Annotated in this window: 17 protein-coding genes and 2 pseudogenes; 3 read left to right on the top strand and 16 right to left on the bottom strand. The window is 73.7% G+C overall.

Annotation, left to right across the window (positions count from 1 at the left end):
* Nucleotides 1–354 (top strand): annotated as a pseudogene (locus AC3ERT_RS24005) (hypothetical protein); the annotation flags it as partial.
* Nucleotides 351–1493: an NADH-quinone oxidoreductase subunit D gene (locus tag AC3ERT_RS24010; RefSeq protein ID WP_335970712.1), complete on the top strand. Its 1143-nt coding sequence runs from the start codon at nucleotides 351–353 to the stop codon at nucleotides 1491–1493. The pseudogene AC3ERT_RS24005 and the gene AC3ERT_RS24010, both read left to right, overlap by 4 nt.
* Before the next feature lie 54 nt (nucleotides 1494–1547).
* Here AC3ERT_RS24010 and AC3ERT_RS24015 read toward each other — a convergent pair whose 3' ends face one another.
* From AC3ERT_RS24015 to dacB, 15 genes and pseudogenes are all read right to left on the bottom strand, one after another.
* The gene (locus tag AC3ERT_RS24015) at nucleotides 1548–2540 is read right to left on the bottom strand and encodes a hypothetical protein (protein ID WP_435176716.1); all 993 of its coding nucleotides are present in this window, start codon (nucleotides 2538–2540) and stop codon (nucleotides 1548–1550) included.
* A gap of 143 nt (nucleotides 2541–2683) precedes the next feature.
* Complete coding sequence (locus tag AC3ERT_RS24020) at nucleotides 2684–3130, bottom strand: rhodanese-like domain-containing protein (RefSeq protein ID WP_435176718.1); 447 nt, start codon at nucleotides 3128–3130, stop codon at nucleotides 2684–2686.
* A complete protein-coding gene (locus tag AC3ERT_RS24025) occupies nucleotides 3124–3717 on the bottom strand; it encodes a cupin domain-containing protein (protein WP_435176720.1) in 594 nt (197 codons plus the stop codon). Before AC3ERT_RS24025 ends, AC3ERT_RS24020 begins: the two co-directional genes overlap by 7 nt.
* Nucleotides 3718–3942: 225 nt before the next feature.
* Nucleotides 3943–4437 carry a DUF3180 domain-containing protein gene (locus AC3ERT_RS24030; protein WP_335970707.1) on the bottom strand — a complete coding sequence of 165 codons (495 nt, stop codon included), beginning with the start codon at nucleotides 4435–4437 and terminating at the stop codon, nucleotides 3943–3945.
* A gap of 116 nt (nucleotides 4438–4553) precedes the next feature.
* A complete protein-coding gene (gene folK, locus AC3ERT_RS24035; RefSeq protein ID WP_335970705.1) occupies nucleotides 4554–5192 on the bottom strand; it encodes a 2-amino-4-hydroxy-6-hydroxymethyldihydropteridine diphosphokinase in 639 nt (212 codons plus the stop codon).
* On the bottom strand, nucleotides 5189–5548 hold the full coding sequence (gene folB / locus AC3ERT_RS24040) for a dihydroneopterin aldolase (protein WP_435128377.1): 360 nt from the start codon (nucleotides 5546–5548) through the stop codon (nucleotides 5189–5191). The genes folK and folB overlap by 4 nt, the downstream gene beginning before the upstream one ends.
* Before the next feature lie 224 nt (nucleotides 5549–5772).
* Nucleotides 5773–6231, bottom strand: a pseudogene (locus tag AC3ERT_RS24045) (nuclear transport factor 2 family protein); the annotation flags it as partial.
* A complete protein-coding gene (gene folP / locus AC3ERT_RS24050) occupies nucleotides 6228–7133 on the bottom strand; it encodes a dihydropteroate synthase (RefSeq protein WP_435176722.1) in 906 nt (301 codons plus the stop codon). The pseudogene AC3ERT_RS24045 and the gene folP, both read right to left, overlap by 4 nt.
* A gap of 235 nt (nucleotides 7134–7368) precedes the next feature.
* Nucleotides 7369–9171, bottom strand: a complete 1803-nt coding sequence (locus tag AC3ERT_RS24055; RefSeq protein WP_335970698.1) for a phosphatidylglycerol lysyltransferase domain-containing protein — start codon at nucleotides 9169–9171, stop codon at nucleotides 7369–7371.
* 229 nt (nucleotides 9172–9400) lie between these two features.
* On the bottom strand, nucleotides 9401–10006 hold the full coding sequence (gene folE / locus AC3ERT_RS24060; RefSeq protein ID WP_335970696.1) for a GTP cyclohydrolase I FolE: 606 nt from the start codon (nucleotides 10004–10006) through the stop codon (nucleotides 9401–9403).
* A gap of 124 nt (nucleotides 10007–10130) precedes the next feature.
* Nucleotides 10131–12176, bottom strand: a complete 2046-nt coding sequence (ftsH, locus tag AC3ERT_RS24065; protein ID WP_335970694.1) for an ATP-dependent zinc metalloprotease FtsH — start codon at nucleotides 12174–12176, stop codon at nucleotides 10131–10133.
* A 219-nt stretch (nucleotides 12177–12395) separates the two neighbouring features.
* Nucleotides 12396–12950, bottom strand: coding sequence for a hypoxanthine phosphoribosyltransferase (gene hpt, locus AC3ERT_RS24070; RefSeq protein ID WP_335970692.1), 555 nt, complete (start codon nucleotides 12948–12950; stop codon nucleotides 12396–12398).
* 28 nt (nucleotides 12951–12978) lie between these two features.
* The gene (tilS, locus tag AC3ERT_RS24075) at nucleotides 12979–14127 is read right to left on the bottom strand and encodes a tRNA lysidine(34) synthetase TilS (RefSeq protein ID WP_335970690.1); all 1149 of its coding nucleotides are present in this window, start codon (nucleotides 14125–14127) and stop codon (nucleotides 12979–12981) included.
* Nucleotides 14128–14466: 339 nt separating this feature from the next.
* Nucleotides 14467–15651, bottom strand: coding sequence for a zinc-dependent metalloprotease (locus AC3ERT_RS24080; RefSeq protein ID WP_435176725.1), 1185 nt, complete (start codon nucleotides 15649–15651; stop codon nucleotides 14467–14469).
* Between the two features lie 95 nt (nucleotides 15652–15746).
* Complete coding sequence (gene dacB, locus AC3ERT_RS24085; RefSeq protein WP_435176727.1) at nucleotides 15747–17174, bottom strand: D-alanyl-D-alanine carboxypeptidase/D-alanyl-D-alanine endopeptidase; 1428 nt, start codon at nucleotides 17172–17174, stop codon at nucleotides 15747–15749.
* A 113-nt stretch (nucleotides 17175–17287) separates the two neighbouring features.
* Here dacB and AC3ERT_RS24090 point away from each other — a divergent pair, with 113 nt between their 5' ends.
* Nucleotides 17288–17779, top strand: coding sequence for an inorganic diphosphatase (locus AC3ERT_RS24090; RefSeq protein ID WP_335970685.1), 492 nt, complete (start codon nucleotides 17288–17290; stop codon nucleotides 17777–17779).
* 102 nt (nucleotides 17780–17881) lie between these two features.
* Here AC3ERT_RS24090 and AC3ERT_RS24095 read toward each other — a convergent pair whose 3' ends face one another.
* Nucleotides 17882–19477 (bottom strand): MFS transporter, encoded by a 1596-nt coding sequence (locus AC3ERT_RS24095; RefSeq protein ID WP_435176729.1) that lies wholly within the window; start codon nucleotides 19475–19477, stop codon nucleotides 17882–17884.
* Nucleotides 19478–19485 lie beyond the last annotated feature (8 nt).

Here is a 19485-nt window from a genome sequence, read left to right on the forward strand (position 1 = left end):
CCCCCCCCCCCCCCCCCCCCCCCCCCCCCCCCCCCCCCCCCCCCCCCCCCCCCCCCCCCGGTACCCGACGGCTCGATGGACCTGACCGCGCATGTCGCGATGGACGCCCTCCCGGGCACCCTGACCACGCAGCGCGCCGCCCTCCACGCCCTCGGCGTCCACGGCACCCGCCCCCCGCTCGCCCTCGCCACCCGCGACCCCGCCGCCTACGTCCGCGCCCTCACCACCGCCACCGAAGCCGCCGAACTCACCGCCCCCGGCGCCCTCGGCGACTTCCTCTGGCTCACCACCCCCACCCCCGCCCTCCCCACCCGGCATGGGCTGCCGGGCGGCCCTGAGAGGATGGGGGCATGACGGAGACGACGGTCGGGGTCGGTGGGGCGGCCGAGGGCACGGACATGGTGCTGAACATCGGGCCGCAGCACCCCTCGACGCATGGGGTGCTGCGGTTGCGGCTCGTGTTGGACGGGGAGCGGATCAGGTCCGCGGAGCCGATCGTCGGGTACATGCACCGCGGCGCGGAGAAGCTCTTCGAGGCGCGGGACTACCGGCAGATCATCATGCTGGCGAACCGGCACGACTGGCTGTCGGCGTTCTCCAACGAGCTGGGCGTGGTCCTCGCGGTGGAGCGGATGCTCGGCATGGAGGTCCCCGAGCGCGCGGTGTGGACGCGTACGCTGCTGGCCGAGCTGAACCGGGTGCTCAACCACCTGATGTTCCTCGGCTCCTACCCGCTGGAGCTGGGCGGGATCACGCCGATCTTCTACGCGTTCACCGAGCGCGAGGAGTTGCAGCACGTGATGGAGGAGGTCTCCGGCGGCCGGATGCACTACATGTTCAACCGCGTCGGGGGCCTGAAGGAGGACCTGCCGAACGGCTGGACCGGGCGGGCGCGGGAGGCCGTGGCCGCGGTGCGGGCCGGGATGGGCCGGTTCGACGACCTGGTGCTCGGCAACGAGATCTTCCGCGGCCGCACCCGCGGGGTCGGCGTGCTGTCGCCCGCGGACGTGCACGCGTACGGGGTGAGCGGGCCGATCGCCCGCGCCTCCGGGGTCGACTTCGACCTGCGGCGCGACGAACCGTATCTGGCCTACGGGGAGTTGGCCGGTGCCCTGGAGGTCGCCACCCGCACCGAGGGCGACTGCCTGGCCCGGTTCGAGGTGCTGCTCGCGCAGACCCACAACGCGCTGGCGCTGGCCGACGCCTGCCTGGACCGGATCGCGGAGCTGCCGCCCGGCCCGGTCAACCAGCGGCTGCCGAAGGTGCTCAAGGCGCCCGAGGGCCACACCTACGCCTGGACCGAGAACCCGCTCGGCCTCAACGGCTACTACCTGGTGTCCAAGGGTGAGAAGACGCCCTACCGGCTGAAACTGCGCTCCGCGTCGTTCAACAACATCCAGGCGCTCAACGTGCTGCTGCCGGGCACGCTCGTGGCCGACATGGTCGCGATCCTCGGCTCGATGTTCTTCGTCGTCGGCGACATCGACAAGTAGCTCGTGCAGTCGCCGTAGTCGCTGTGGTCGCCGGGCAGCCGCCGCCCGCCGCCGTCAGCGCGCGGCGCCCCGCAGGTCGCTGACGTCGATCTGCTCGGTGTCGTCGTGCGCGGTGAGGTCGATCACCTCGGCCGCGGCCACCTCGTGCTCGGGGCCGGCCGCGGACACGGCCGTCGGCACGGCCGCGGCAGCCGGCTCGGACGCGGCGGCCGGCTCGCCCTGCGCGGGAATCCGCGCCGCGGGCAGCGACTTCTGGGTGCCGAAGAAGTCGAACCCGCCGACCGCCCGGCTCCCCGTCCCCGCCGCCGGCCGGCCCTGCCGCCCGTACGGCAGCACGGTCGCGGCCGTCGCCGCGGGCACCAACCGGTGCTCGCGGACCGGCAGTCCGGGCTGCGCCTGCGCCCCCGACGCGTGCCGGCCCTGCGGCTCGTCCGGCGCCGCCGCGTCCCGCACCCGCGCGTCGGCCACGGTCCGCTGCGCCTCCTGCGTGGCAGCGTTGCGCGCGAGGTCCCGCAGCGCCGCGGCCGCCTTGAGGTAGGCGGCGGGGCCGATCGCCGGCGCCCCGGTGCCCAGCGCGATCCGCGGCGCGGCCGCGCCCTCGCGCTGCAACCGCCGCCGCGCCTCCAGCGCCCGCGCCCGCTCGCTCTCGGCGGTGGCGTACCGCCGCAGCAGCTCGGCGTGCTCCGAGCGCAGCCGGGCCAGCTCCGCCCGCTTGCCGCGCAGCTTCTTCTCCAGGCGGCCGCGGATCTCCCTGGACTCCTCCAGGTCGGTCTCCAGCTCGGCCACCTTCTCCTCGGTGCGCCACTCCTCCCGCGCGCGCTGCGCGGCCAGGTCGGCGACCTCGCGTCCGGCGGCGCGGTCCCAGCGCCGCGCGAGGAAGGCCCCGGCCACCGCGGCCACCGCGATCGCGACCGCGAGCCCCCGCAGCAGCCACGTATCACCGGCGACGAAGGTGAGGGCGGCGAGGAAGGCCGCGATGCCTGCGACGGTCAGCGGCGGCATCATCCGGTGCAGCGGCTGGGAATGGCGGTGGCGTCCACGGGGCATGACCGAAATTTAGCGTGCGCGGGCCTTCCGTGGGGCCCCGGGGCCCCAATTTTCGTGGGGGTTTGGCCGCACCTCGGGCCCCGCCCGTCACGCTGGGACGCGACGCCGCGACCCCAGGTGACGGCGGACATAAAGGATCTTGGTCACGCGGTGCCCCAGGCGTCCGGCACCGTCGGCCGGCCGTCCGGCGGCGTGACGGGCAGCCCCGCCGCCCGCCACGCCTGGAAGCCGCCGACGACGTCGGTCGCCCGGTGCAGCCCCAGGTCCTGCAGGGAGGCGGCGGCCAGCGACGAGGCGTAGCCCTCGTTGCACATGACGACGACCGGCAGGTCGTGGCCGGTGGCCCGGGCCAGGCGGTGCGAACCCCGCGGGTCCAGCCGCCACTCCAGTTCGTTGCGCTCCACGATGGCCGCGCCGGGCACGGTGCCGTCGCGGTCGCGCAGCGCCCCGTACCGGATGTCCACCAGCAGCGCGCCGCCGTCGCGGACGGCCGCGGCGGCCTCTTCGGGGGTCAGCCGGACCAGCCGCTCCCGTACGGCGGCCAGGTGGTCGTCGATCGAGCGCGGCGGCCCGGGCAGCGCGCTCACCACGCCTCGGGGCGCTCGACGTACTCCAGCCGCAGCGTGCTGTCCTTGCGGCTGTAGCGGCGCATCAGCGGCAGCGGCGGGTAGTACGCGTGCACGGACACCGCGTGGGTGGTCCCGGACGCGTTCACCACCTGGTGCACGTGCTCGCGGCCGAACGCGCGGCCCTTGCCCTCGGGCAGCACCCGGCGCCGGTCCACGCCCTCGGCCAGCTCCAGCGACCGCCAGCCCTCGGTGGGCAGCGGCACCGCGAGCGAGTGCTCGGTCAGCTCGCCGGCGGCGGTGACGAACACCCCGTACGAGCCGCCGTGGTCGTGCCAGCCGGTCTCGGCCCCGGGCGGCCAGCCGATCAGCCACGCCTCGGCGCCGCCGGGGCCTTCGAGCCGCCGCCAGGTGCGGCCCTCGGCGTCCAGCGGCAGTTCGCCGACCACGGCGGGGTCGGCGGCGACGGAACGGGCGAACGCGAGGAGTTCGGCGGCGGTGGGCGCCGCCTGGGTGTCGGAAGCGGCGGCGCCGAACACGGGGCCGGAAGCGGCGCCGGACACGGCGGGAGACACAACGGAAGCAGGAGAGGACGCGGGAACCGCGGACATGGGGATACCACCCAGAGGGAGGAATGCGCGTACGACGCGCGGGCGAACGGTGGGCCGGAGGCGCGCGTCAGCGCGCGGCCGTACACACGCAGCCCGCGTACCGGAGGAGGTCCAGATGGACCCTCCGGTGCAGCAGCAGGCGCGTTCCGTTCACGTCACGGACTGAACCATCTCCGGCTCCGCCGGTCAAGTGCGCACATGGGCGCGCGGGGGGGCGGCAGCGGCTCAGCGAGTGCGCTGCGCGGGCGCCCCGCGGTGGTGGTCCTCGTCGTCCGGCAGCTTGCAGACCCGCTCCAGGAACAGCGCCGCGGCGACCACCGCGACCCCGGCCAGCACCGCGAGCCCGGCGTAGATGGCCTGCTCGCGCCGCGGGTCCATGTCGAGCTTGTACATCACCAGGAAGATCCCGGTGCCGCCGTACATGCCCACCACCAGCGACGCGACCAGCGCGCTGGCCTGCCCGAAGACCACCGCGCGGGCGGCGGCCAGCGGGTCGACGCCCTTCGCGCCGGGCTGCCGCTCACGCTGGGCGCGCAGCCGTGACCTTATCGACAGCGCGGTGGCGAAAAGCGCGACGGCGATCAGCGCGAGCACCACGGGCGCGGCCAGCGGCACCCCGGGCAGCGTCCCGAAGGTGTCCCACAGCTTCGCCGCCGCCCACGACAGCACACCCGCGACCACGAAGATGCCGGCCAGCGTCCTGATCCGCAGGGTCTTCACCGGGCGTCCGCCTCCACGTCTTCCCACACCTCTTCCCGTACGGGTCTCCGTACGACGTCCCGTACGCCGGCGCGTGCGGCCTCCCGCGCGCGACGGCGTACGTCACTTCCCAACGATCATTCCGGCAGCCGGAGTTCCACGTCGGCGCGCCGGCGCACCCCGGCGTCGCCCACCGCGGCCAGCAACTCCGCGACCGGGCCGCGCCCGGGCAGCACCGCGGCGGGCTCGACGTCGTGCCAGGGCACGAGGACGAACGCGCGCTCGTGCGCCCGCGGGTGCGGCAGCGTCAGCACCGGGTCGTCGGACACGCGGTCGTCGTACGCCACGATGTCGACGTCTATGGTGCGCGGGCCCCAGCGCTCCTCGCGCACCCGCAGGTACGCCTCCTCGATGGCGTGCGCGCGCTCCAGCAGGGAGTCGGGCGGCAGCGTGGTGCGCACCACGACCACCGCGTTGAAGTACGCGGGCTGGCTGCCCTCGGGCACGCCCCAGGGCTCGGTCTCGTAGACCGGGGAGACGCCCTTGACCCGCACGCCCGGGGTGTCCTCCAGCGCGTCGACGGCGCCTTGCAGGGTCTCCAGGCGGTTGCCGAGGTTGCCGCCGAGGGCGATCACCGCGGTGCGCGGGTTCTGGAGCGTGCTGTCGGCGGCGTCGACGCGGGCGGTCACGTCGGCGGGCACGGGCTGCACGGTGGGGTCGGCCGGGCCGGCCTCGGGGGTCTGCTCGGTGCCGTACTCGGGATGCTGCGCGCTCACGGGCGCCTCCGGGTGATCGTCACGGTCACGTCGCCGAACGGGACGGTGACCGGAGCCTCGGGTTTGTGCACGGTCACCTCCACCTCCTCCACCTGCGCATGCCCCAGGCAGGTGTCGGCGATGCGCTGGGCGAGGGTCTCGATGAGGTTGACCGGTTCGCCGGAGACGACGGCCGCGACCTGTTCGGCCAACACACCGTAGTGCACGGTACGCGTGAGGTCGTCACCGGCCGCGGCGGCGGAGAGGTCGAGGCCGAGGGAGAGGTCGACCACGAAGGTCTGGCCGTTCTCGCGCTCGTGCGCGAACACTCCGTGGTGGCCGCGGACGGTCAGCCCGCGCAGTGTGATCCGGTCCACGTCCCTCACTGCCCCTTCGTGCCGTCGCCGTCGTCCGGCTGGTCGTCGTCGCCGGGCTCGCCGGGCGTGTCGGGCTTGTCAGGCTCGCCGGGCTTGTCGTCGTCGGGCTTGCCGGGCTCATCACTGTCCGGCTTGTCGTCCTCGCCCTGCTCGTCGTCCTTCGCCGCCTTCAGGACCTCGCCCAGGACGTCCTGCATGGCCTCGTCCATGGCCTCCAGCGACACGTCGCCGTCCTCGTCGTCCTCGTCCTCCTCCTCGGCGAGCACCGGGGAGCCGTGGTGCGCCCACAGCCGCCAGCCCTCGGCGGTGCGCCGGAAGACGTTCGTGGTGACCACCAGGCCGCCGACCAGCGAGCCGGTGGAGCCGTCCTCCTCGGCGGGACCGCCGGTGAGGATGTTCTCGGTGCACGTCACCACCGCGGTGTCGCCGTCGACCGCGACCTTGACATCGGTCAGGAAGAACTGGATGTACTCCGTGTTCGCCATGATCAGCGCGTACGACCGCATCACCTCGCCGCGCCCGCGCAGCACCGGCCACCCCGGGTGCACCGTCGAGACGGTCTCGGCGAGCGGGCCGGTCAGCACGACCGCCTCCAGCTCGTCGAGGTTGGAGTGCTCGATCGCGTCGTAGAACGCCTGGTTGGCCCGCTCGACCGCGCGCGCCTCCGCCGTACGGCCCGTCACGCCCGCACCTGCGAGCCCGCGGCGATCGGGTCGGTCCCGGCGGTTCCGGCGGCCTCGATGGCGCGTGCCACCCGCACCGCGTCCGCGCTGGCCCGCACCTCGTGCACCCGCACCGCCCAGGCGCCCTCGCGCGCGGCGATCGCGGTGACCGCGGCGGTCGCGGCGTCGCGCTCCCGGGCCGGCGGCGGCGCGGACTCGGCGCCGGCCAGCACCCGGCCGAGGAACCGCTTGCGGGAGGCGGCGACCAGCAACGGGCGGCCCAGCGCGGTCAGTTCGGGCAGGTGCGCGAGCAGCGCGAGGTCGTGCTCGGCGGTCTTGGCGAAGCCGAGGCCGGGGTCGACCACGATCCGCTCGGGCGCGACGCCGCCCTCGATCGCGCGGGCCAGCGCGGTACGCAGTTCGGCGAGCACCTCGCCGAGCACGTCGCCGTAGACCGCGCGGTTGTTCATGTCGATGCTGCGGCCGCGCCAGTGCATCACCACGAACGGCACCGCGGCCGACGCGACCACCGGGACCATCCGCGGGTCGGCCAGGCCGCCGCTGACGTCGTTGACCAGCCGGGCGCCGGCCGCGACCGCCTGCTCGGCGACGGACGCGCGCATCGTGTCCACGCTCACCAGCACGCCGCAGGCGGCCAGCTCCCTGACCACCGGGATCACCCGGCGCAGCTCCTCGTCCTCGTCCACCCGCGCGGCGCCCGGGCGGGTCGACTCCCCGCCCACGTCCACCAGGTCCGCGCCCTGCGCGACCAGGTCCAGACCGTGCTTGACCGCCAACTCCGGGTCGAACCACTGCCCGCCGTCGGAGAACGAGTCCGGCGTGACGTTCACCACGCCCATGACGGCGCACCGATCCCACCGCGGCAGTCCGACCGGTCCGCTCCGCGCCTGTGACGTACTCATGCGCCCCAGCGTACGGGTCTCCCCCTATGCCGCCGACTCGCCTCCGGTCGCTTGGTCCCGGTGTCGACGGTCGACCGTGCTCGATTCCCTCGTTCCTCGGGAAACTCCGCGCTCCCCCAGAGCTTCGCCTGGGAGGCGCCCCCACCTTTCGACACCGGCGCTCCCTTTGGCTCGTCGGCTACCGGGCGAGCCGTGGACTGGTGCACCGCGTCGCGGCGCGCGGCGGGGCTCGCGGTCAGGCGACGTAGGTGCGCTGCGGGGTGTCCTCGACGGAGGAGTACCCGGGGTTGTGGCGGTGGCCGGAGCGGGCCGCGCGGCCGGGCAGGAAGCGCTGGAGCGCGTGGGGCAGCGGCAGCGCCAGGGTGACGAACCCTTCCGCCTGCATGATGGCGAAGCCGATCCGCGGCAGGTCGCGGGAGTTGGGGAAGACCAGGAACCGCGGCACCCACTCCGGCTGGAACTTCGCGTTGAACTTGTACAGCGACTCGATCTGGAACCAGCGGGAGAGGAACACCAGCAGCCCGCGCCAGCCGCGCAGCACCGGCCCCGCGCCGATCCGCTCCCCGCGGGCCAGCGCCGAGCGGAACATCGCGAAGTTCAGGGAGACCCGCCGCACCCCGAGGTCGGGGGCGTGCTGGAGCGCGGCCACGATGAGGAGTTCGTTGAGCCCGGGGTCGGCGGCGCGGTCGCGCCGCATCAGCTCCAGGGACATGCCGTCCGGCCCCCAGGGCACGAAGTGCAGGACGGCCCGCAGGTCGCCGAGTTCGGGGTGGGCCGCCTCCGGCCCGCACTCCTTGTGCGCGGTGACCACCACGCAGTCCCCGTCTGCCGCCTCGCCGAACCGGCCGAGCGCCATGGAGAAGCCGCGCTCGGTGTCGGTGCCGCGCCAGGCGTCCGCGGCCAGCCGCACCCGCTGCTTCTCCTCCTCGGTCAGCTCGCGCACCCGCCGCACCCGGCAGACGTACCCGCTGCGCTCGATCCGCTTGACCATCTGCCGGACGTTGCGCATGGCCCGCCCGGAGAGCGTGAAGTCCGCGGCGTCCACGATCGCCTCGTCGCCGAGTTCCAGGGCGTCCAGCCCGGTCTCCCGGGTCCACACCTCGCCGCCGGTCTCGCTGCACCCGACGACGGCCGGCAGCCAGGCGTGCGCGCGGGCCAGTTCCATGAAGCTGTCGATGGCGCCGGGCCACGCCTCCACGTCGCCGATCGGGTCGCCGCCGGCCAGGGCGACCCCGGAGACCACCCGGTAGCAGATCGCGGCCTTGCCGCTGGGCGAGAAGACCACGGACTTGTCGCGGCGCAGCGCGAAGTGCCCCAGGGAGTCGCGGGCGCCGTGCCGGGCGAGCAGGACGCGCAGCCGCTGCTCGTCCTCCTCGCTCAGCTCGGCGACCGGGCGGGCCGGGCGCAGCACCAGGTAGACGGTGGAGCAGGCGATGAGCAGGCCGAGGCCGCCCAGCGAGTAGCCGACGACGTCGCCGACCCGGTCGCTGGTGTAGTGCACGGGGCCGGAGATGCCGAACAGGCCGTAGAGCACGTGCAGGCAGCGGTCGGTGAAGGCGGGGCTGCCCTGCTCGGAGGCGGGGTGGGCGCTGGTGATGACCAGGCCGAGGCAGAAGGCCAGGATGCTCAGGCCCACCAGGTTCGCCAGCGCCCGCCAGCGGGTGCGCGGGTCGGAGAGCGCGGTGAACTCGCCGCGGTACCTGATCAGCAGGGTGAGCAGGCCGAGCGAGACCAGCGCGCCGAAGATCGAGTGGCGGTAGAGGACCTGGGTGGCCGCGCCGACCGGCAGCAGCAGCACCGACGCCCACCAGGCGCGGACCTTGCCGCGTTTGAGGCCGTGCGCCAGCATCAGCAGCAGGACACCGGTGACCACCGAGGTGGCCGCCGCGAGCGAGCTGACGGTGCCGGGGAAGACCGCGGCCATCCGGTGCATCCGCCCGTTGCGGAAGGCGGGGAACACCGCGGAGACCACGTCGAGCAGGCCTATGACCGCCGCCGCCGTACCGAAGATCTTCGGTACCGACGAGGCGTGCGGCATCAGGCGGTGGTGCGGCGTGCGTGCGCGGTCAGCGGACAAGGGTGCTCACAGGTTCCGGAACGAGGGACGGTTGCGCCCACTAGGACGGAAACACCCGTCTACGGGTTGCTTCCGGTCCTTGTCAATCCGTGGCGATCCGCGGGCGTGCCCGCCCGCGCCCCAGGGTCCGCCGCCGCGGTGTCCACGGGAGCTACGGGGGCGCGCGGGGCGGTAACCGGAACCGGAAGGGTCAGTGCCCGATGATCAGGCTCATCGCCTCGGAGCGGGTGGCGGGGTCGCGCAGCTGCCCGCGCACCGCGGAGGTGAGGGTCTTCGCGCCGGGCTTGCGGACCCCGCGCATCGTCATGCACATGTGCTCGCACTCCACGACGACGATCACGCCGCGCGGCTCCAGTATCCGCATCATCGCGTCGGCGACCTGCGTGGTCAGCCGCTCCTGCACCTGCGGGCGCCGCGCGTACACGTCGACCAGCCGGGCCAGCTTCGACAGGCCGGTGATCTTCCCGTTGCTCGCCGGGATGTAGCCGATGTGCGCGACGCCGACGAAGGGCACCAGGTGGTGTTCGCAGGAGGACATCACCTCGATGTCCTTCACGAGCACCATCTCGTCGTGCCCGAGGTCGAAGGTGGTGGTGAGGACGTCCTCGGGGCGCTGCCACAGCCCGGCGAATATCTCCCGATAGGCGCGGGCCACCCGGCTCGGGGTCTCGCGCAGGCCCTCCCGGTCGGGGTCCTCCCCCACGGCGTAGAGCAGTTCGCGGATCGCGGCCTCGGCCCGCTTCTCGTCGAACTCGCCGGGCAGGTGGTCGCCCTCGAGCGTCACGGGATCGGTCATGGCCTTGCTCCTCTGGACGACATCACGGCAGGTCGGAAAGACGACCGCGGCCCCAAGGCTAGAACCCCGGGGCCGCGGATCGCATTCCGGACAGCGCCCGGAACGGGATGAATCAGTGTGACGTTCAGCTCTCCGGACGGTCCTCCGGCAGGTCGACCGGCTCGGTGGGCTTGGTGGTGGACACCGGCGAGGAGCCGTTCCCGTTGATCGCCTGGGCGCCGTTGGTGAGGGCCAGCTCCTTCGGGGAGAGCACCGGCGGCCGGGTGGACGGGGTGCGGCGGGCCGAACCGGTCCAGGCCGGACGCGGCGGGCGCTTGACCACCGGGGCGAAGATCTCGGCGATCTCCTCCTTGTTCAGCGTCTCCCGCTCCAGCAGGGCGAGCACCAGGTTGTCCAGGACGTCGCGGTTCTCGACGAGGATCTCCCACGCCTCGTTGTGCGCCGTCTCGATCAGCTTCTTGACCTCTTCGTCGACGAGCCCCGCGACCTCTTCCGAGTAGTCGCGCTGGTGGCCCATCTCACGGCCGAGGAACGGCTCGGAGTCACTGCTGCCGAACTTGATCGCGCCGAGCCGCTCGGTCATGCCGTACTGCGTGACCATGGCGCGGGCGGTGTTGGTGGCCTTGTCGATGTCGTCCGAGGCGCCGGTGGTCGGGTCGTGGAAGACCAGTTCCTCGGCCGCCCGGCCGCCCATCATGTAGGCGAGCTGGTCGAGCATCTCGTTGCGCGACGTGGAGTACTTGTCCTCGTCGGGCAGCACCATCGTGTAGCCGAGGGCGCGGCCGCGGGACAGGATGGTGATCTTGTGGACCGGGTCGGAGCTCGGCGAGGCCGCCGCGACCAGGGCGTGGCCGCCCTCGTGGTACGCGGTGGTCTTCTTCTCCTTGTCCGACATGATCCGGGTGCGCTTCTGGGGGCCGGCCACGACACGGTCGATGGCCTCGTCCAGCACGCTGTTGTCGATCACCTTCTTGTCGCTGCGCGCGGTGAGCAGCGCCGCCTCGTTGAGGACGTTGCTCAGGTCGGCACCGGTGAAGCCGGGGGTGCGGCGGGCGACGGCCATGAGGTCGACGTCCGGCGCGATCGGCTTGCCCTTCTGGTGCACGGTGAGGATCTCCAGCCGGCCGTTGAGGTCCGGCGGGTCCACCGCGATCTGGCGGTCGAAGCGGCCCGGGCGCAGCAGCGCCGGGTCGAGGATGTCGGGCCGGTTCGTCGCGGCGATGAGGATCACGCCGCCCTTGACGTCGAAGCCGTCCATCTCGACGAGCAGCTGGTTGAGGGTCTGCTCGCGCTCGTCGTGGCCGCCGCCGAGGCCCGCGCCGCGGTGCCGGCCGACGGCGTCGATCTCGTCGACGAAGACGATCGCCGGGGCGTTCGCCTTGGCCTGCTCGAACAGGTCGCGGACCCGGGAGGCGCCGACGCCGACGAACATCTCGACGAAGTCGGAGCCGGAGATCGAGTAGAACGGCACGCCCGCCTCGCCGGCCACGGCCCGCGCCAGCAGCGTCTTGCCGGTGCCGGGGCGGCCGTAGAGCAGCACGCCCTTGGGGATCTTGGCGCCGACGGCCTGGAACTTCGCCGGCTCCTGGAGGAACTCCTTGATCTCCTGGAGCTCTTCCACCGCCTCGTCGCAGCCCGCGACGTCGGCGAAGGTGGTCTTGGGGGTGTCCTTGGTGATCAGTTTGGCCTTGGACTTCCCGAACTGCATGACGCGCGAACCGCCGCCCTGCATCTGGTTCATCAGGAAGAGGAAGACCACCACGATCAGGACGAAGGGCAGCAGCGACAGCAGGATGCTGACGAAGGCGTTCTGCTTGGACGGCGAGACGGTGTAGCCGTCGGGCAGGGCGACGCCCTTGACCTGTCCGTCCTGGATCTTCTGCAGGTTCGCGGCGATCGAAGAGCCCTGGTTGCCGATGTAGCTGGCGCGGACCTTCGAGCTGCCCTTGATCTTGTAGCCGTCCTTGAGCTGGACCTTGATGGAGTTGTCGTCTCCGGTGGTCAGCTGTGCGGAACTGGCGTGGTTGGTGTTGATCGCGTGCAGTACCTGGCCGGTGTCGACCGTCTTGTAGCCGCCGCCGGAACCGACGACTTCCATCAACACGACCACGGCAAGGACAGCCAGCACGATCCACATGACCGGCCCACGGAAATAGCGCTTCACGTCCATCCATGCGGGGCGTGACCGCCCCGTCCCTCCTGCCGCAGTGAGGCACCGCCGCTGGTGGGCGGCGTGTGCATCCGGTGTATGTCCCGATCCTTCGGACGGTACCCCAGCATTGTCACCCGAGGTTGCCACCGACCGTTAACAATCCGGCTTTCCCCTGCTCCAACGGCGGGAAACCGGCAGTGGTTCCCCGGGCCGCCGTGAGGGTGGTCTCAGCGCGCCTCAGCCGCCGTAGACGTGCGGTGCGAGGGTGCCGACGAACGGCAGGTTGCGGTACTTCTCGGAGTAGTCCAGGCCGTAGCCGACCACGAACTCGTTGGGGATGTCGAAGCCAGTGTATTTGACATCGATACGCACCTTCGCCGCCTCGGGCTTGCGCAGCAGCGTGCAGACCTCCAGGGAGGCCGGGCCGCGCGAGCCGAGGTTGCTGATCAGCCAGGACAGCGTCAGCCCGGAGTCGATGATGTCCTCGACGATCAGGACGTGCCGGCCGGCGATGTCGGTGTCCAGGTCCTTGAGGATGCGCACCACGCCGGAGGACTTGGTGCCGGCGCCGTAGGAGGACACCGCCATCCAGTCCATCGTCACGTTGCTGGACAGGGCCCTGGCCAGGTCGGCCATCACCATCACGGCGCCCTTGAGGACGCCGACGATCAGCAGGTCCTTGCCCGCGTAGTCCCGGTCGATCTCGGCGGCCAGCTCCTGGAGCTTCGCGTCGATGTCTGCCTTGGCGATGAGCACCTTCTCAAGGTCGGCGCCCATGTCGGTCTCGTTCACTACGCGGTACGTCCTCAGGTCTGCGGCTCTACGACGGCGAGAACACCAGTCTGCCATCCGCCCTCCGGACGGCGACGCCGCCCGGCAGGTTGAGCGCTTTCTGACCGCGCCACCCCGTCACCAGGCGGTCCACCTCCTCGATGTGCCGGGCGAAGAGGAAGCCGGGCGGCGAGCCGGCGGCGACCGCGGCGCGGCGCAGCACCCGGCGCCGGACGGCCGCGGGCAGGACGTGCAGCCGGGCCACGTCGAGGCTGCCGTCGTCGCCGGCGGCGTCGGCCTGCGCGTCGGCGGCCCACTGGTCCAGGGCGTCGGCGTCGTCGCGGGAGAGCTGGGCGGTGCGGGCCAGGGCCTGGACGACGCCCTTGCCGAGCGACTTCTCCAGCACCGGCAGCGCTTCGTGCCGGACCCGGGAGCGGGTGTAGGCGGGGTCGTGGTTGTGCGGGTCCTCCCACACGGTGATGCCCTGGGCGAGGCAGCCCTGCCGTACGGTGTCGCGGTCGAGCAGCAGGAAGGGGCGGCGGTAGCGGCCGCCGGTGCCGGAGACCGCGGCCATGCCGGACAGCGAGCGGGTGCCGGAGCCGCGGGCCAGGCCCAGCAGAACCGTCTCGGCCTGGTCGTCGCGGGTGTGGCCGAGCAGCACCGCGGCGGCGCCGCGGCGCTCGGCGACGGCGTCCAGTGCCGCGTAGCGCGCGTCGCGCGCGGCGGCCTCGGGGCCGACCCGGCGGCCGGTGGCGGCGGTGCTGGTGCTCGCGGTGCCGGTGCCCGCTGTGCCGGTGCCCGCCGCACTGGTGCTCGCGGTGCCGGTGTAGCTGCCGCCGTGCGCGGGCGCGACGGACTGCCGGCCGACGGTCACGCGGACCGCCTCGACCGGGTCGAGGCCGAGGGCGCGCAGCCGCTCCACGACCTCCTGGGCGCGGCGGGCCGAGCCGCTCTGCAGGCCGTGGTCGACGGTGACCGCACCGGCGCGCACGCCGAGCCGGGGTGCTTCGAAGGCGAGGGCGGCGGCCAGCGCCATCGAGTCGGCGCCGCCGCTGCACGCGGCGAGTACGAGCGGGCCGGCGGCGGCCGCGCCGGCGGGGGACGGCGCGGGCGAGGCGTCGGCGGAGGCTGCGAGCACGTCGTGCAGGACGCGGCGGACCGCCAGGCGTATCGCCGCGACCGTGGGGTGGGGTCCCATGTCCGGTTCCCTCCTGGGGAGGCTGGGGTGGGCGGGCAGGACGAACACCGCTGCGACTTGGGTTGACGCAGGGTATTCAGATGGTGACAGAAGCCCGGGCATAACCCGAGCATCGCACGCGGCAGCCCGCGCCAGTGGTCCCCCGGACGGGTGAACCAGGAGCAAAACAGGCGGTCGAACCGCTCAGCGGGCGGCCGCGCAGGAGGTACGGGTGGTGCGGGTGGTGCGTACCGGTGCCCGCCGCCGGGGCTCGCGGGGGCGCGCCCGGGGCTCGTGCGGGTCCGGACGCGCCCGCACGCCCCGGTCGGGGTACCGTCCCGCCGGCACCGTACCGCTCCGTCACGCTCCGGGGCGGCCGTGCACCCGCGCCACCCACTCCGCGGGTTTGGCGATCTCCGCCTTCGTGGGCAGCGTGTTGGGCGAGGTCCACACCCGGTTGAAGCCGTCCATGCCGACCTCCTTGACCACGCCGCGCACGAACCGCTCGCCGTCGCGGTACTGGCGCAGCTTCGCGTCCAGGCCCAGCAGCCGGCGCAGCGCCTGGTCGAGGCGCCCGGCGCCGCTGGCCCGGCGCTGCCCGAACTTCTCGCGGATCTCCGCCACGCTGGGCACCACGTCGGGGCCGACGCCGTCCATCACGAAGTCGGCGTGGCCCTCCAGCAGGGACATCACGGCTGTCAGCCGGGTCAGGATCTCCCGCTGCGCCGGGGTCTGCACCAGGTCGACGATGCTGCGGCCGTCGTCGGCGGCGCCGTCGGCCGCGTCGTCGCCGCCCTCGCGGTCGTCCCGGTCCTTGCCGCCGCCGACGGCCTGGATCGCCTGCCGGACGCGTTCGACCACGGTGGACGCGTCGAGTTCGGTCTCGCCCAGGAACGACTGGATCTCGCCCTCGATGTGGTCGCGCAGCCACGGCACGGCGGAGAACTGGGTGCGGTGGGTCTCCTCGTGCAGGCACACCCACAGCCGGAAGTCGTGCGGGTCGACGTCCAGTTCGCGTTCGACGTGCACGATGTTCGGGGCGACCAGCAGGAGGCGGCCGGCGCGGGACTCGCCCGGGCCCGGCTTCACCGGTCCCGCGGGCAGGTCGCGCGAGGCCGGGGCGAACGTCTCGTACTGGCCGAGGACCCGGGAGGACAGGAAGCTGAGCAGCATCCCGACCTCCACGCCGGTGACCTTCCCGCCCACCGTGCCCAGTACGACGCCGCCCGCGCCGCCGGGGCGGCGGGCCTGCATCTTGCCGAGCAGCGGCTTGAGGACCTCCCGGAAGCCGGCGACATTGGCGCGGACCCAGCCGGGCCGGTCCACGATCAGTACGGGGGTGCCGTGCGGGCGCGGGCCCTCGTCGCCGTACATCCGCGTGAAGGCGCTCACGTGCGCTTCCGACGCCTCCGCGTGCGTACGGAGCTCCGCGACGATCTCCCGTGCCTCGTCCCGGCTGACCTCCGGGCCCGGCCGGGTCAGCCGCTGCGCGGTCGCCACGGCGAGGTTCCAGTCGACCATCTCGCTTCCACCGATGCTCGTCATGCCCTCACCGTACGTCCCCTCCGCCCCCGGTGGCTGCCCCTTGCGGTGCGTGCCCGCCGGCGGGTGGGGTCGCGACCGGCCGGCGGCCCGGTGGGTCAGCTGGTGGCGACGGCCGTCGCGAGGGCGTCGAGCGCGGATTCGGTGGCGACGGGGTCGGTGCCGCCCTGGGTCATGAAGGAGAACGCGAGGAGCCGCCCGCCGGAGGTGACGACGGTCCCGGCGATGGTGTTGGTCCCGGTGAGCGTCCCGGTCTTCGCGTGGACGAGCCCGGCGGCGGCCGACCCGGACCCGTCGAAGCGCCCGGCCAGCGTCCCGGTGAACCCGGCGACGGGCAGCCCGGTCAGGACGGACCGCAGCTCGGGGTGGGCGGGGCTCGCCGCGAGCGCCAGCAGCCGCGCGAGGGTGACCGGCGCGACCCGGTCGGCGTGGTCGAGCCCGCTGCCGTCGTGGAAGGACGCGCCCGGCAGCGCGACCCCGTACCGCGTGAGCGCGGCCTTGATCGCGGCGGCGCCGCCGGCGAAGCTCGCCGGCTGCCCGCCGGCGAGGGCCACCTGGCGGGCCAGCGCCTCCGCGAGGTCGTTGTCGCTGTTGGTGAGCATCCGCTCGACGAGGTCGGAGAGCGGCGCGGAGGCGTGCGTGGCGAGCGTGGTCCCGTCGACGCTGCCGCCGTGCCCGCCGCGGGCGTGCGAGACGCCGGTGACGGTGATCCCCTGCTTGCCGAGCAGCTGCGCGAAGGCGCTCGCCGCGCCGGCCGCGGGGTCCCACGCCCGCTGCGCGGGCCCGCTGCTGCTGCCGTCGAGCCGCCCCTCGTTGTCCATGAGGGCGGTGACCGGCGCGAGGTTCTCGTTGTGGCCGATCGGGTGCAGCGAGGGCCCGCTGTACAGCGACGTGTCGTAGCCGAGGGCGATCCTCGTCCGCCCGTCGGCCTTCAGCGCCTTCGCGGTGTCCGTCGCGAGCTGCCCGAGGGTGAGCGTGGGGTCGCCGCCGCCGACGAGCACCACCTCGCCCTTCGCGTCGAGCACGACCCGCGTGGTGAGTCGTTTCTCCGGGCCGAGCAGGCCCAGCGCGGCGGTGGCGGTGGCGAGCTTGGTGGTGGACGCGGGGGTGGTCGCGGTGGAGTCGTCGTGGTCGTAGAGCACCGTTCCGCTGCCGACGTCGATGACGGCGCCGGTACGGACCGGGCCCATGCCGTCGGCGGTCAGCAGCGGATCGAGCTTCGCGGCGAGCGCGGTGGCGGTGCCCGCGGGGAGCGCGCTCGCGGAGGCGCCCGCGGGTGCCAGGACGGGCGCGGCGGACGGCAGGGTGGAGGGCACCAGCGACGGCAGGCGGCCCCCGGCCGCACCGGTCGCCGCCTTCCCGTTCCCGGCGGCCGTCGCCCCGGTGCTCCCGACGCTCCCGTGGTCCCCGGCGTCCCGCGCCGCGGCGAACCGCCGTTCCGCGGTGCGCTGGCCGCCCTGCCACGGCCCGGCCGCGGCCGCGGTCCCCGCGGCGACCACCGCGCCTATCCCGGCGGATACCGCCACGACCTGCCACGTCCTGCCGAGCGGCACAGCCGACCAGCCCCTTTCGCGACCACCCCGATCCGTGGGAGACACTTAACCACCCACACTGTGTGCTGATCATTGAGGAGTAGGGCGTGGAGTTCGACGTCACGATCGAGATCCCGAAGGGTTCCCGCAACAAGTACGAGGTGGACCACGAGACGGGTCGTATCCGCCTGGACCGCAGGCTCTTCACGTCCACGAGCTACCCGGCGGACTACGGCTTCATCGAGAACACCCTCGGCCAGGACGGCGACCCGCTGGACGCGCTGGTCATCCTGGACGAGCCGACGTTCCCGGGGTGCCTGATCACCTGCCGCGCGATCGGCATGTTCCGGATGACCGACGAGGCCGGCGGCGACGACAAGGTGCTGTGCGTGCCGGCGTCCGACCCGCGGGTGGAGCACCTGCGCGACATCCACCACGTCTCGGAGTTCGACCGCCTGGAGATCCAGCACTTCTTCGAGGTCTACAAGGACCTGGAGCCCGGCAAGTCCGTCGAGGGCGCCAACTGGGTGACCCGCGCCGAGGCCGAGGCCGAGATCGAGGAGTCCTTCCGCCGTCTCAAGGAGCAGGGCGGCCACTGAGTCCCGCTGCCCCGCAGTACGTCGGGCCCGCCGCCGTCCCCGGCCGCGGGCCCGCACTGTGTCCGCTGGGGGTCCCTCCTGCTCCCCCGCAGCGGTACGGCCTCAGGAGTCGTCCGGGTCGGGGGCCGGGGCGCCGCGCAGGAGGACGGCCACGGTGAGGGCGGCGAGGAGGCAGACGCCCGCGCCGGCCAGCAGGGTCTGGTGCAGGGCCGCGACGAAGGCGTGGCGGGCGTGGGCGGCGACGGGGTCGCCGAGCAGGCTCGCGCCGGCCAGGGAGGAGCGGGCCGCGCCGGCCGCACGGGGCGGCAGGTCGGGCGGCAGGTGGAGGTGGGCGCGGTAGCCCGCGCCGAGCAGGCTGCCGAGCACCGCGATGCCGAGGGCGCCGCCCAGTTCGCGGGACAGGTCGTTCATGGCCGAGCCGACGTTCTGGAGGGCCCGCGGCAGGGCGTCGGTGATCTCGGTGGTCGCCGGGGTCATCGCCAGCCCGGTGCCGAGGCCGAGCAGGAGCAGTCCGGCGAGCACCAGCCCGTAGGAACTGCCGGTGTCCAGCCGGGAGAGCACCGCCATCGCGGCGGCCACCAGCACCAGTCCGGTCACCCACGGCCGCCTGACGCCGAGCCGGTCCACCAGCCGCGGGGTCAGCCGGGTGGCGGGCACCAGGACCGCGGCCATCGGCAGCACGCTCACCGCGGCCGTCAACGGGCTGTCGCCGCGCACCAGTTGCAGATACTGCATGGCCACGAAGATGAAGCCGAAGAAGACGAAGAACTGGAGCGTGATCGAGGCCGAGCCGGCCGCGAACCGCCGGTTGCGGAACAGCCTGGGGTCCAGCAGCGGGTGGGCGCGGCGCAGTTCGTACCCGACGAACGCGGCGAGCAGCAGCCCGCCCGCGCCGATCCCGCCGAGGGTCAGCGGGTCGGCCCAGCCGCGGGTGGGCGCCTCGATCACCGAGTACACCAGGGCGAGCAGCCCGGCGACCGCCAACAGCGCGCCCCCGACGTCGAGTCGGGGCCGGTCCGCCTCCGCCGACTCCGGGACGAACACCAGCGTGCCGGCCAGCGCGACCACGGCGAGGACCACGTTGAGCCCGAACACCGCGCGCCAGGACCACACATGGAGCAGCAGACCCGAGGTGAGCAGCCCGACGACCGCGCTGCCCCCGGCGACCGCGGTCCAGGCGCTCACCGCCCGGGTGCGCTGCTCGCGCGGGAAGGTGGTGGTGATGGTGGACAGCGTCGCGGGCATCACCAGGGCCGCGCCGACGCCCAACAGGCCGCGCAGCGCGATGAGTCGGTCGATGCCGGTGGTGAGCATCGCGAGGGTGGAGCCGGCCGCGAAGACCGCGAGTCCGGCCAGCAGCGCCCGGCGTCTGCCGTACCGGTCGCCCAACGCGCCCGCGGGCAGCAGCAGTGCGGCGAAGGCGAGGCTGTAGGCGTCCACGATCCAGGACAGCTGGGTCTGGCTGGCGTGGGTCTCGCGGGCGAGGCTCGGCAGGGCGACGTTCAGCGAGGCCATGGCGGAGACGGCCGCGGCCAGGGCCAGGCAGGTGACGAACAGGACGGCGCCGTGGCGGATGCCGGGGGTGGCCGGGGCGGTTGCGGGGCCGGCGTCCGGGTGGGCCGGGGCGGCCGGGCCGGGTGCTCGGGTGGCGGCTGGGGTGGCGGGCGGGGTGCCGCTTCGCGAGTCCGCGGTGCGCATGGGAGCCC

This window comes from Actinacidiphila sp. bgisy145 (assembly GCF_057708125.1).

What these genes read in the sequence shown, in the direction of transcription:
- AC3ERT_RS24095 (WP_435176729.1), bottom strand. Translation starts at nt 19,477, where the DNA reads ATGCGCACCGCGGACTCGCGAAGCGGCACCCCGCCCGCCACCCCAGCC.
- AC3ERT_RS24080 (WP_435176725.1), bottom strand. Translation starts at nt 15,651, where the DNA reads ATGACGAGCATCGGTGGAAGCGAGATGGTCGACTGGAACCTCGCCGTG.
- AC3ERT_RS24025 (WP_435176720.1), bottom strand. Translation starts at nt 3,717, where the DNA reads ATGTCCGCGGTTCCCGCGTCCTCTCCTGCTTCCGTTGTGTCTCCCGCC.
- AC3ERT_RS24015 (WP_435176716.1), bottom strand. Translation starts at nt 2,540, where the DNA reads ATGCCCCGTGGACGCCACCGCCATTCCCAGCCGCTGCACCGGATGATG.
- folP (WP_435176722.1), bottom strand. Translation starts at nt 7,133, where the DNA reads ATGAGTACGTCACAGGCGCGGAGCGGACCGGTCGGACTGCCGCGGTGG.
- AC3ERT_RS24010 (WP_335970712.1), top strand. Translation starts at nt 351, where the DNA reads ATGACGGAGACGACGGTCGGGGTCGGTGGGGCGGCCGAGGGCACGGAC.
- tilS (WP_335970690.1), bottom strand. Translation starts at nt 14,127, where the DNA reads ATGGGACCCCACCCCACGGTCGCGGCGATACGCCTGGCGGTCCGCCGC.
- folE (WP_335970696.1), bottom strand. Translation starts at nt 10,006, where the DNA reads ATGACCGATCCCGTGACGCTCGAGGGCGACCACCTGCCCGGCGAGTTC.
- ftsH (WP_335970694.1), bottom strand. Translation starts at nt 12,176, where the DNA reads ATGGACGTGAAGCGCTATTTCCGTGGGCCGGTCATGTGGATCGTGCTG.
- AC3ERT_RS24055 (WP_335970698.1), bottom strand. Translation starts at nt 9,171, where the DNA reads ATGCCGCACGCCTCGTCGGTACCGAAGATCTTCGGTACGGCGGCGGCG.